Annotated in this window: 9 protein-coding genes, 4 tRNA genes and 1 pseudogene; 1 reads left to right on the top strand and 13 read right to left on the bottom strand. The window is 65.3% G+C overall.

The features are described 5' to 3' along the window. From O0K41_RS21080 to O0K41_RS21055, 6 genes are all read right to left on the bottom strand, one after another. The coding region (locus O0K41_RS21080; RefSeq protein ID WP_239502993.1) for a GTP-binding protein at positions 1-215 on the bottom strand (215 nt) is incomplete at its 3' end. Between the two features lie 41 nt (positions 216-256). Beyond that, positions 257-332 (bottom strand) — tRNA-Thr (locus O0K41_RS21075). A gap of 49 nt (positions 333-381) precedes the next feature. Beyond that, positions 382-455 (bottom strand) — tRNA-Gly (locus O0K41_RS21070). A gap of 24 nt (positions 456-479) precedes the next feature. Continuing rightward, a tRNA-Tyr gene (locus tag O0K41_RS21065) sits at positions 480-565 on the bottom strand. Positions 566-702: 137 nt separating this feature from the next. Then, the gene (locus O0K41_RS21060; protein WP_088435873.1) at positions 703-1,719 is read right to left on the bottom strand and encodes an isoaspartyl peptidase/L-asparaginase; all 1,017 of its coding nucleotides are present in this window, start codon (positions 1,717-1,719) and stop codon (positions 703-705) included. A 105-nt stretch (positions 1,720-1,824) separates the two neighbouring features. Continuing rightward, positions 1,825-2,844 carry a cyanophycinase gene (locus O0K41_RS21055; protein ID WP_049450188.1) on the bottom strand — a complete coding sequence of 340 codons (1,020 nt, stop codon included), beginning with the start codon at positions 2,842-2,844 and terminating at the stop codon, positions 1,825-1,827. Positions 2,845-3,014: 170 nt separating this feature from the next. Between O0K41_RS21055 and O0K41_RS21050 the strand changes: the two genes are divergently transcribed. Then, positions 3,015-5,753, top strand: a complete 2,739-nt coding sequence (locus O0K41_RS21050; RefSeq protein ID WP_088435872.1) for a TonB-dependent receptor — start codon at positions 3,015-3,017, stop codon at positions 5,751-5,753. A gap of 592 nt (positions 5,754-6,345) precedes the next feature. Here O0K41_RS21050 and ychF read toward each other — a convergent pair. The 7 genes and pseudogenes from ychF to O0K41_RS21015 all read right to left on the bottom strand — a co-directional run. Continuing rightward, positions 6,346-7,437, bottom strand: a complete 1,092-nt coding sequence (gene ychF, locus O0K41_RS21045; protein ID WP_005408193.1) for a redox-regulated ATPase YchF — start codon at positions 7,435-7,437, stop codon at positions 6,346-6,348. A 182-nt stretch (positions 7,438-7,619) separates the two neighbouring features. Beyond that, the gene (pth, locus tag O0K41_RS21040) at positions 7,620-8,198 is read right to left on the bottom strand and encodes an aminoacyl-tRNA hydrolase (RefSeq protein WP_164223191.1); all 579 of its coding nucleotides are present in this window, start codon (positions 8,196-8,198) and stop codon (positions 7,620-7,622) included. 48 nt (positions 8,199-8,246) lie between these two features. Beyond that, complete coding sequence (locus tag O0K41_RS21035) at positions 8,247-8,864, bottom strand: 50S ribosomal protein L25/general stress protein Ctc (RefSeq protein ID WP_005408191.1); 618 nt, start codon at positions 8,862-8,864, stop codon at positions 8,247-8,249. A gap of 109 nt (positions 8,865-8,973) precedes the next feature. Beyond that, the gene (locus tag O0K41_RS21030; RefSeq protein WP_005415400.1) at positions 8,974-9,933 is read right to left on the bottom strand and encodes a ribose-phosphate diphosphokinase; all 960 of its coding nucleotides are present in this window, start codon (positions 9,931-9,933) and stop codon (positions 8,974-8,976) included. A gap of 140 nt (positions 9,934-10,073) precedes the next feature. Then, positions 10,074-10,150, bottom strand: a tRNA-Gln gene (locus O0K41_RS21025). A gap of 11 nt (positions 10,151-10,161) precedes the next feature. Further along, on the bottom strand, positions 10,162-11,031 hold the full coding sequence (gene ispE, locus O0K41_RS21020; protein ID WP_005408190.1) for a 4-(cytidine 5'-diphospho)-2-C-methyl-D-erythritol kinase: 870 nt from the start codon (positions 11,029-11,031) through the stop codon (positions 10,162-10,164). After that, positions 11,028-11,127: pseudogene (locus O0K41_RS21015) on the bottom strand (lipoprotein localization factor LolB); the annotation flags it as partial. The pseudogene O0K41_RS21015 and the gene ispE, both read right to left, overlap by 4 nt.

Below are 11,127 nucleotides of genomic sequence, written 5' to 3'. Positions count from 1 at the left end.
GATTCGTATTCGACGTGCGCGGTCGAGATCGTGATACCACGAGCCTTTTCTTCCGGAGCGGCGTCGATCGAGGAGTAGTCCTTGAACTCGCCACCGAAGCGCTCGGCACCGATCTTGGTCAGTGCGGCGGTCAGCGTGGTCTTGCCGTGGTCGACGTGACCGATGGTGCCGACGTTGACGTGCGGCTTGGTGCGCTCGAACTTACCCTTGGCCATGGCTGCTTATCTCGAATTCGTCTGAGAGGTGATGCTTAAGATGGTGCTCACGAAAGGAATCGAACCTTCGACCTCTTCCTTACCAAGGAAGTGCTCTACCGACTGAGCTACGTGAGCCGAGTTTTGCATTATGACATGAACTCGATAATATTCAAAGTTCATTCAATGGAGCGGGAGACGGGAATCGAACCCGCACCATCAGCTTGGAAGGCTGAGGTTCTACCATTGAACTACTCCCGCGCCGGGAATGTCACAACGTGAAACTGGTGGAGGGAGGTGGATTCGAACCACCGAAGGCGTAAGCCAGCAGATTTACAGTCTGCCCCCGTTGGCCGCTTGGGTATCCCTCCTTACCACCCCATTCCGTTGCCGCCGAAGCGTTGCGGTGTGTGGTGGTGAGCCGCTTATTCTGCTGATGGGACGGGGGGCTGTCAACGCTTTTTTCCATTTTTTTCACACGCTGTCGCAAACCCATTGATACGCAAGGTTATTGCCCTGGGACCGGCAGGGTCTCGTTGGCGAAAATTGCGACATGAGGGACGCCGTCGCCGCCGATCCAGCCCCGATACATGCCCTGGGTGTTGAACGGCGTGGCCATTTTTCCGTCTGCGCCGAGCACGATCGCACCGCCGTCGCCGCCCATCTGCGGAATCGTCTCGTTGATCACGCCCTTGCCGGCCTGCTCCGGGCTCTGCCCCTGGTAGCGCATGCGCGCGCAGATCTCGTGCGCGGCCGCAGTGCGGATGTAGTACTCGCCCCACCCGGTGCCGGACACCGCGCAGCGTGCGTCGGCCCAGGTGCCGGCACCGATGATCGGCGAGTCACCCACCCGGCCGTAGCGCTTGTTGGTCATGCCCCCGGTGGAGGTACCGGCGGCCAGATGCCCCTGCGCGTCCAATGCGACCGCACCAACGGTACCGAAGTGCTTTGCAGTCTCCAGGTCGGCATGCGCTTGGCCGCTGGCCTCTTCCTTCAGCGCGCGCTGCAGCTGCTGCCAGCGCTTCTCTGTACGGAAGTAGGAGGGATCGACCAGAGGAATGCCCTGCTCGGCCGCGAAGGCTTCGGCGCCCTGCCCGACCATCATCACGTGGCGGGATTTCTGCATCACGGTCTGCGCCAGCAGGATCGGGTTGCGCACCCGCTGCACGCCCGCCACCGCGCCCGCCGCCTGGTTCGCGCCATCCATGACCGCCGCATCCAGCTCGTTGCGGCCGTCGTGGGTGAACACTGCGCCCTTGCCGGCGTTGAAGGTGGGATCGTCCTCCAGCACGGTGATCGCGGCGGTGACTGCGGCCAGCGCGGGGCGCCCCGCCGCCAGTTCCGCATGACCCTTCAGCAGTGCCGCCCGCAGCGCGTCACGTGCGGCCTTTTCCTCGGCCGGCGACAGGTCCTTGCGCTCGACGCCGGCGCCGCCGTGGATGACCAGCAGCGGTGAAGCGGCCGATGCGGCCTGGGCAAGCATGGGCAGGGACAGCAGCGCAGACAGCGCCAGGCGCAGTTTCATCGGATACGTCTCCAGCAGTAACGGGGAATGGATTGCAGGGTAGTGCCGGCCGCTGGCCGGCGGGGGGCGTATCAGGGAAGGTGGGTTGCCGGCGAGCGGCCGGCACTACCGAAGCGTGAACTCAAGCTCGCCATCGCTGACGTCGGCCACGGCCTGGTAGTCGGCCTCGGCCTGGACGTCATCCAGGCGCATGCGGCTGCCGCTGGCGACCACCGTTACCGGCACCGCGCGGAAGCGTAGCGGCTCGCCCTCGACCAGGCGGTCGGCATCGCGGCCAGGGCTGACCACCCAGACCTTGCCCTCGCCATCAGCGCTGTAGACCTGCGCCTGGCCATCGGGCTCCACGCACAGGGCGGTGTCCTCGTCGACGCCGATGCCGACGATGTCGGGGTCGCCACTGTCCTGGGCAGCGCGCGCCACGAACACGATCAGGCGACCGAGCCGGTCCCGCTTGTCGAAGTGGGTGTCGGTGACCACGCGCTGCAGGTAGGGCATCTGCAGGAAGCCGCTGTCCATGGTCACCGCGCTGCCCATCGGGTCCGCCAGGGCGCCGGCAGAGGTGATGCTGCCGCCGTCCATCGCGCCGTAGGCATAGCCACCGAGGATGGCGAGCCCCGCACTGGTACCGGCAATCGGCTTGCCAGCGCGCACATGGGCGTTCAGCGCGCGGTTGAGCGCAGTGCCCTTCCAGAAGCGGATGTAGCGCGACTGGTCACCACCGGCAATGAAGATGGCATCAGCTGCGGCAACCACGCGCAGCACGGCCGGATCGTCGGCGCCGCGGCGGCTGTCGAAGACCAGCGTCTGCACTGCGGTGGTACCGCCGATCTCGCGGTACAGGCGGTCCTGCAGCTCATCACTGCCAGAAGCGCGCAGGATCAGCACGCGGCCATTGCCAGCCTGCTTCAGCCACCAGTGGAAGGCCTCCGGCACCCATTCGCCACCGCCCATCAGCATCATGGCCGGTGCGCGCGGACCGGGCCGGGGCGCGTCGAGATCGCCGGCTTCGTAGTAGGCGAAGCCCGGGCCCTGCAGGTCCTGCGCAAGGGCGACCAACGGCACGGCCAAGACCAGCAGCGCCAGCCAGGCGAAGGGGGCAGGCAGGGTCCGATGGAGGCGTCGCATCTTGATCTCCCTGAACAAAATCGACTTGCAAGCGTTTCCACTCTTTGCCAGATAGGGACCCAGTAGTCAAGGACATGAAAAAGGCGTTAAATGCGCGCGCCCGTTCCGGAAATCTGAATGGGGGACAGGGCCCCTCCTCTGCGGGCCGGCTTCATTTCCGAGAATTCCTCATGCGTAGAAAGGCGATGGCGTGGTCGATCCAGCTGGCGTTGATGGGCGTGGCTGCTTCCGCGGCGGCCCAGGCACCGGCTTCCTCCTCGGTTCAACAACTGGATGCGGTGCAGGTCACCGGTTCGCGCATTCCGCGCGCCCAGGTGGAAGGCCCCGCCCCGATCACGGTGATCAACGCCGAACAGATCCGCTCCAGCGGCTTCACCAGCGTGCCGGACGTGTTGCGTGCAATGACCCAGAACGGCGGTGAGACCCAGAGCCAGCAGTCTTCCAGCGGCGCCGACTTCTCGCCGGGCGCCCAGCAGGTGGACCTGCGCGGCCTGGGCCCGAACCACACGCTGGTGCTGGTCAATGGCCGCCGCATCGCCGACTTCCCGATGCCGTTCAAGGGCCGCAGCAACTTCACCGATGTCTCCAACATCCCGCTGGGGATGATCGAGCGCATCGAAGTGCTGACCGGCAGCGCCTCGGCCATCTACGGCTCGGACGCGATCGCCGGCGTGGTCAACTTCATCCTGAAGAAGAAGGCCGACGGCACCACGATCGACATGCGCATGGGCACCACCAGCGAAGGCGGTGGCGAGTCGTTCGACATGAGCCTGGCCAGCGGCTTCAGCCGCGGCAACTTCAACGCCGTGTACAGCGTCGAGCTGCAGTCGCAGACTCCGCTGTGGGCCTATGAGCGCGACATCCAGGATTCGACCCAGGACGGCCCCACCGAGGGCTCGCGCATCGCCCGCCGCGCTTACCTGCGTACGGACTACAACGACGACTACCTGGATCCGGGCGCGGCCACCTGCGAAGCGCTGGCCGGGCAGAACCAGGGCAGCACCTACCGCGCCTACCGCCCGCGCTACGGTTACTACTGCGGCAGCGACAGCTCGATCGGCTACGGCACCATCCTCAGCAAGCGCCGCGGCGCCAATGGCTACGCCTCGCTGAGCTACGACTTCGACAACGGCCAGCAATGGTTCGCCGATGTGCAGCTGGGCTACCACACGATGTCGCTGATGCGCGACGTCACCAAGTGGGGCCGCATGGACGCCAATGGCGATGAGTCGGGCTACTTCAACAACCAGGCCACCGGCGAGATCGAGTTCTGGCAGCGCCAGTTCTCACCCGAGGAAATGGGGGGCCTGCGCAATGCGATGGTACGCAGCACGCAGAAGACCTTCAGCGTGACCACCGGCTTCAAGGGCAATCTGGCCGGCAACTGGGACTACGAAGCGGCGCTGAGCCATTCTCAGTACCAGTCGCGGATCAGCTGGGCGCAGATCATCGCCGCCAAGGCCAATGACCTGTTCCTGGGCCCGCAGCTGGGCGTGGACGACGACGGTTTCCCGATCTACAACGCGGACCCGTCGCGGCTGTACCGGCCGCTGACCCGCGCCGAGTACGATTCGATTGCCGCACGCACTACCTATTCGCCGAAGTCGCGCACCGAGACGGCTGCATTCACGCTGACCAATTCCGCGCTGTTCGGCCTGCCGGGCGGTGATGCCGGGTTCGCCGCGACCGTGGAAGTGGGCCAGCAGGCCTATGCGCTGAATCCCGATCCGCTGGCCACCCAGTACTACTACTACAGCTGGAAGGATTCGGACGGCCAGGGCTCGCGCAACCGCTGGGCGACCGCCGCCGAGCTGCGCATGCCGCTGCACGAGACGATCAACCTGAGCGTGGCCGGCCGCTACGACCAGTACCGCTATTCCGGCCACACCATCGGCAAGGCGACCTGGAGCGGCGGTCTGGAATGGCGCCCGATCGACACGCTGCTGGTGCGCGGTTCGTATGGCACTGCGTTCCGCGCGCCGGACCTGCACTACGTGTTCGCCGGACCGGGCAACGACGAGACCACCGCCGAAGACCTGTACAGCTGCCGCGCCGATGGCGCCAGCGACTGTTCCGACTACGAGCGCAACCTGATCCGCAGCCGCACCGGCAACCGCCAGCTCGACCCGGAAACCAGCACCTCGTGGAGTGCAGGCTTGGTCTGGTCGCCGGCGATCGGCCTGGACCTGTCGGTGGACTGGTTCGACATCGACATGCGCAAGCAGGTGCAGGACATGGATGTGCGCACCCTCCTGGCCAACGAAGCGAACTGCCGGCTCGGCAGTGCCGACATCAATTCGCCGACCTGCGTGGACGCGCTCGACCGCATCACCCGTACCAGCGACGGCCGCCTGTACGGCGTGCGCGTGGCGCCGATCAACGTCGCCCGCGAGTCGACCTCCGGCATCGACGTCGGCCTGCGCTACCGCCTGCAGACCGGTATCGGCGACTTCATCCTCAATGGCACCCACACCTGGGTGAAGAAGCACGATTTCCAGCGCTACCCCGGCGATCCGACCCTGGACCAGTTCGCGGTCAACAGCGGATTCGACATCCCGCGCACCAAGACCAGCCTGAGCGTGACCTGGGAGAAGGACGCGTGGTCGGCCACGATCTACGGTTCGCGCCTGGGCAAGCTGCCGACCTCGGACAACTACGACCAGTCATTCGACTGGGAAAGCGGTGACAGCCCCTACGTGAAGGCGACCTACCGCTACAACGCCTCGGTGCAGTATCGCTTCGACGACCATTCGCGCCTGTCGCTGTCGGTGGTCAACGTGTTCAACAAGATGCCGCCGAAGGATGCCACCTACACCGCGTATCCGTACTACGACGTGTCCTGGTTCGACAGCGTCGGCCGCACCATCAACCTGCAGTACACCCACAAGTTCGGTGGCAGCGCGCTGTAAGGCACACCGTATTGCAGAACGTGGACAACAAGGCCCGCCACTGGCGGGCCTTGTTGTTCATGCACACCGTACCCGGTAGATGCCCACCTTGGTGGGCATTCGTTGCCGCGCACCCGCCCGGGGTTTTCCACACCGCACGTGGAAAGCGATGGGGGTTTGGTGTGGACAAGTCCCTGCGAGCCACGCATTGCAATGGTTTCGAAGGGTGGCAATTTTTTGTCCAGACAGAATCCGGGTTTTCCACATGCGCCGTGGAAAGCGATGGGAACTAGGTGTGGACAAGTAGTTGTGAGCATTGCACCGCAGGCGTTTCGAAGCGTGGTGAAAATTTGTCCACGCTGCACGATCGAGGCAGGTAGCGCCGAGCCCGCGCTCTGCTCACGCCCATCGCAGCCGTGCATCGGCTCGGCGCTGCATCAGGTTCGCCGGTTTTCCACACCCAACGTGGAAAGCGATGGGAGTTTGCTGTGGACAAGTACCGGCGAACGTCACACCGCAAGCGTTTCGCAGCGTGGTGTTTTTTTGTCCATTACCGGAAACGCGAACGCCCCGCACAGAGCGGGGCGTCCGGGGTCGATCCGATGCCGCTGGATCAGACGTTGAAGCGGAAGTGCAGGATGTCGCCTTCCTGCACGCGGTATTCCTTGCCTTCCAGGCGCAGGCGACCGGCTTCCTTGGCGCCGGCTTCGCCCTTGTACTTGATGAAGTCGTCATACGCGATGGTTTCGGCGCGGATGAAGCCCTTCTCGAAGTCGGTGTGGATGACGGCGGCAGCCTGCGGGGCGGTGGCGCCCTTGCGTACGGTCCACGCGCGGACTTCCTTCACGCCAGCGGTGAAGTAGGTCTGCAGGCCGAGCAGGCTGTAGGCCGCGTTGATCACGCGGTTCAGGCCCGGCTCGCTCAGGCCCAGATCGGCCAGGAAGGTGTCGCGGTCTTCGTCGTCAAGCTGGGACAGCTCTTCCTCGATCGCGGCCGACACCGGCACCACCTGCGCGCCCTCGGCGGCGGCGTGCGCGCGCACGGCTTCCAGGTGCGGGTTGTTCTCGAAGCCGTCTTCCAGCACGTTGGCGATGTACATCACCGGCTTCAGGGTCAGCAGGAACAGGTCGCGCACCAGCGCCTTCTCTTCCTCGTCCAGGCCCACCGAACGACCGGCCTTGCCGTCCGACAGCGCAGCCTGCAGCTTGGCCAGGACCGGCTTGCGCGCCGCTGCGTCCTTGTCGCCGCCCTTGGCCGCACGCTCGGCACGGTTCAGCGCCTTCTCGACACTGTCCAGGTCAGCCAGCGCCAGCTCGGTGTCGATGGTTTCGATGTCAGAGATCGGATCGACCTTGCCGGCCACGTGCACGATGTCGCCGTGCTCGAAGCAGCGCACCACGTGGGTGATCGCGTCGACTTCGCGGATGTGCGCCAGGAACTTGTTGCCCAGGCCTTCACCGCTGGCGGCACCGGCCACCAGGCCGGCGATGTCGACGAACTCGACCGCGGTCGGGATGACCTTCTGCGGATTGATGATGCCCGCCAGCTCGTTCAGGCGCGGGTCCGGCACCGGCACGATGCCGACGTTCGGCTCGATGGTGCAGAACGGGAAGTTCGCCGCGGCGATACCCGCCTTGGTCAGCGCATTGAACAGGGTCGACTTGCCGACGTTGGGCAGGCCGACGATGCCGCATTTGATACCCATGGGTGACAGCTCTCTGGGGTGAAAGTGATTGGGGAAACAGCGGCCTGGGCGCTGCTTTTCCAATCATTCTCCGTACCGACCAACGGTCGGTACCTACCGGATTGGTTGGTTCCGTACCGACCAACGGCCGGTACCTAGCGGATTGGATGGTTCCACACCGACCAACGGTCGGTACCTACAGCTTATTTCGGGGTGTGCAGCCGCTTCATCGCTTCGCTGAAATCGCCCTGCACTGCCAGCGGCATCACGTCGATCGCATCGTCGATGGCGCGTGCGATCAGCACGTCGTCCTCCTTGGACGGGCGCCCCAGCACCCAACCCACTACGCGGTCCTTGTGGCCGGGATGGCCGATGCCCACGCGCAGGCGATGGAACTTGCCGTGGCCGAGCAGGCGGATGGTGTCGCGCAGGCCGTTCTGGCCGCCGTGGCCACCGTCGAACTTCAGCCGCGCCACGCCGGGCGCCAGGTCCAGTTCGTCGTGTGCGAGCAGGGTTTCTTCCGGTTCGATCTTCCAGAACCGCTGTGCGGCGGTGACCGACTTGCCGCTGAGGTTCATGAAGGTGGCGGGCTTGAGCAGCCACACCGCCTGCCCGGCGATCTCGACCTTGGCGGTCTCACCGAACAGCTTGCTGTCCACATTCCATCGCGCACCGGCCTTCTCCGCCAGGGCCTCAACGAAATGAAACCCGGCATTGTGCCGGGTCCGGGCGTGTTCCGATCCGGGATTGCCCAGACCGACGATCAGTCGCAGTCCTGCCATGGTTCCTTCCAGTACGGTGCCTGCCCGGAGGCAGGCACCGTAACGGTATTACTCGGCGGCAGCCGCTTCTTCGTCAGCCTCGTCGGCCTTGCCGGCCTTGGCGGTGACGATGGCGTCGTCGTGGTCCTTGCCCAGCGCCAGGGCCGGGATTTCCACGCCCTTCGGCAGCTTGATGTCGGACAGGTACACCACGTCACCGGCCTTCAGCTCGCCCAGGTCGACTTCGATCGACTCCGGCAGGTCCTTCGGCAGGCAGGTGATGGTCACTTCCTTCAGTTCGTGGGTGACCACGACGTCGGCAGCCTTGCCGGCCGGCGAGGTGTCTTCGTTGACGAAGTGCAGCGGGACCGAAGCGGTCAGGGCTTCGTTCTCGTTCACGCGCTGGAAGTCCAGGTGCATGATCAGCTGCTTGTACGGGTGGCGCTGCATGTCACGCAGCAGGACCTTCTGCACCTGGCCATCCAGGTTCAGGTCCAGGATCGAGGCATAGAACCACTCGTTCTGCTGGGCCAGCCAGATTTCGTTGTGGTCCAGGCTGATGGCGACCGGCTCGGCGTTGCCGCCGTACACGATGGCCGGGATCACACCGGCGTGACGCAGGCGGCGGCTCGCACCCTTACGCTGCAGTTCACGCTTGGTGACCTTGATTTCATGGGTCTTCGACATTTTCGACTACTCAGGTTGTTGCCGCGCCCTGCGGCGTGGCGGTTGAAGATGCTTCCGCGACCAGAAGCATCCGGGTATGCCCCCGCCGTTGCCGGCAGGGGCGAAAAACTCAGTCGACGTACAGCGAGCTGACCGACTCGCCGAAGGCGATGCGGCGCATCGTTTCGGCCAGCATTTCCGCCACGCTCAGCTGGCGGATCTTGCTGCACACCCGCGCCGCGTCCTTCAGCGGGATGGTGTCGGTCACCACCAGCTCGTCGAGCTGGGAATTGGTGATGTTGTCCACCGCCGGGCCCGACAGCACCGCGTGGGTGCAGTAGGCGGCGACCTTGAGCGCACCGCGCGCCTTCAGGGCAGCAGCAGCAGCGCACAGGGTGCCGGCGGTGTCGACGATGTCATCGACCATCACGCAGGTCTTGCCTTCGACGTCACCGATGATGTTCATCACGGTGGAGACGTTGGCGCGCGGGCGGCGCTTGTCGATGATCGCCAGGTCGGCGTCATCCAGGCGCTTGGCCACCGCACGGGCGCGGACCACGCCGCCCACGTCCGGCGACACAACAATCAGGTTCTCGGTGCCGTAGGCACGCCAGATGTCGGCCAGCAGCAGCGGGGACGCATACACGTTGTCCACCGGAATATCGAAGAAGCCCTGGATCTGGTCGGCGTGCAGGTCGACGGTCAGCACGCGATCAGCGCCAGCGGTGCTGAACATCTTCGCCGCCAGCTTGGCGGTGATCGGCACGCGCGAGGAACGCATGCGGCGATCCTGCCGCGAGTAGCCGAAGTACGGCACCACGGCGGTCACGCTGGCCACCGATGCGCGCTTGAGCGCGTCGATCAGCACCAGCAGTTCCATCAGGTTTTCCGCGCTCGGCGCGCAGGTCGGCTGGATCACGAACACGTCCTGCTTGCGGACGTTCTCTTCGATTTCCACCTGCACTTCACCATCGGAGAAGTGCGAGACCAGCGCCTTGCCCGGGCGAACCCCCAGTTCCTTGCAGATGTTCTGCGCCAGACGTTTGTTGGCGTTGCCGGAAAAGACCAGCAGGTTCGGGGACTCTTGCATCATGATTGTCTCGGGCGGGGACGAGTGGCGGGGATCCGGAGTCGGCAAGGACCCCGATGGACCCTTGCTGCTGACAACACCGCGGTTGTTTCCACGTCCCGCGCGGGCGATGCGCTGGAAGGCGCGGACACAGCCGCTATTGGCAGGGGCGGTAGGATTCGAACCTACGAATGCCAGGATCAAAACCTGGTGCCTTGGGCCTCTTGGCGACGCCCCTGCATTGATAAATCAGTGTTGCTCGAGTGCATCCAGCAGTGGCGAACGCGCAACGCCCGCTGCCACCCTTGCCCGCAACTCCTTCGGCAACTTCGACCGTCCCTGCTCTGCGGCAGACTGCGATGCGAACTCGACGAAACAACCACTTCCCGAACCGGTCAGCCGCGCCGTGCCGATATCGCTCAACGCGGCGAACGCTGCCTCGACGGCAGGCTCACGGCGGCGCAGCACCGGTTCGAACGCGTTCCCGACCAGGGTCCCGGAAGCGAAGTCCTCTATTTTCGCCACTGGGCTGCCGCGCGTCAAATCCGGGTCTGCGAACAGAGCCGGGGTGGGAACATGAACACCCGGTTCAACCACCACATACCAGGCCGGCTCCAGCACGATCGGCTGCAGGCGCTCACCCACCCCTTCGGCCCAGGCATTGCGCCCGCGCACGAACACCGGCACGTCAGCGCCCAGGCGCAGTCCCAGCGCAGCAAGCGCGTCCTCGTCCAGACCGGCACGCCAGAGCCGGTTCAGCACCACCAGTACGGTGGCCGCGTCAGACGAACCGCCGCCAAAGCCACCACCTGCAGGAACGTGTTTTTCGACGATGATGTCTGCGCCTTGCACGATGTTGGCCGCATCTTTCAGAAGCCGCGCGGCGCGGACCGCCAGGTCATCCGCCTCGGCCACGCCAGCCAGCCCCTCGCCCTGCCGGCGCACCTGGCCGTCTTCGCGCAGGCGCAGACCGATGCGGTCGCCCCAGTCCAGCAGGCGGAACACGGTCTGCAGCTCGTGGTAGCCATCGGCACGGCGGCCGGTGATGTGCAGGAACAGGTTCAGCTTGGCCGGGGCCGGCCACCAGGACCAGCCCGTGTCATCGCGCCCGGCACTCATGGGGTGCCCTGCCCCCATTGGTCGACCAGCAGGCGCACCTTGGCGTCGCCATTGCTGGCCTCGATCCGGCGCGGCAGCGCCGGGCGCCCGCCCAAG

Origin of the sequence: Stenotrophomonas sp. Sm2128, from assembly GCF_030985535.1 — a bacterium.
Taxonomy (GTDB): domain Bacteria; phylum Pseudomonadota; class Gammaproteobacteria; order Xanthomonadales; family Xanthomonadaceae; genus Stenotrophomonas; species Stenotrophomonas maltophilia.
The sequence above is the reverse complement of the archived record's forward strand: the minus strand, read 5'-3'. Positions and strand labels throughout refer to the sequence as shown.

Excerpts from the sequence above, each read along its gene's own strand:
- O0K41_RS21060 (WP_088435873.1), bottom strand. The coding sequence starts at position 1,719 with ATGAAACTGCGCCTGGCGCTGTCTGCGCTGCTGTCCCTGCCCATGCTT.
- O0K41_RS21055 (WP_049450188.1), bottom strand. The coding sequence starts at position 2,844 with ATGCGACGCCTCCATCGGACCCTGCCTGCCCCCTTCGCCTGGCTGGCG.
- O0K41_RS21050 (WP_088435872.1), top strand. The coding sequence starts at position 3,015 with ATGCGTAGAAAGGCGATGGCGTGGTCGATCCAGCTGGCGTTGATGGGC.
- ychF (WP_005408193.1), bottom strand. The coding sequence starts at position 7,437 with ATGGGTATCAAATGCGGCATCGTCGGCCTGCCCAACGTCGGCAAGTCG.
- pth (WP_164223191.1), bottom strand. The coding sequence starts at position 8,198 with ATGGCAGGACTGCGACTGATCGTCGGTCTGGGCAATCCCGGATCGGAA.
- O0K41_RS21035 (WP_005408191.1), bottom strand. The coding sequence starts at position 8,864 with ATGTCGAAGACCCATGAAATCAAGGTCACCAAGCGTGAACTGCAGCGT.
- O0K41_RS21030 (WP_005415400.1), bottom strand. The coding sequence starts at position 9,933 with ATGCAAGAGTCCCCGAACCTGCTGGTCTTTTCCGGCAACGCCAACAAA.
- ispE (WP_005408190.1), bottom strand. The coding sequence starts at position 11,031 with ATGAGTGCCGGGCGCGATGACACGGGCTGGTCCTGGTGGCCGGCCCCG.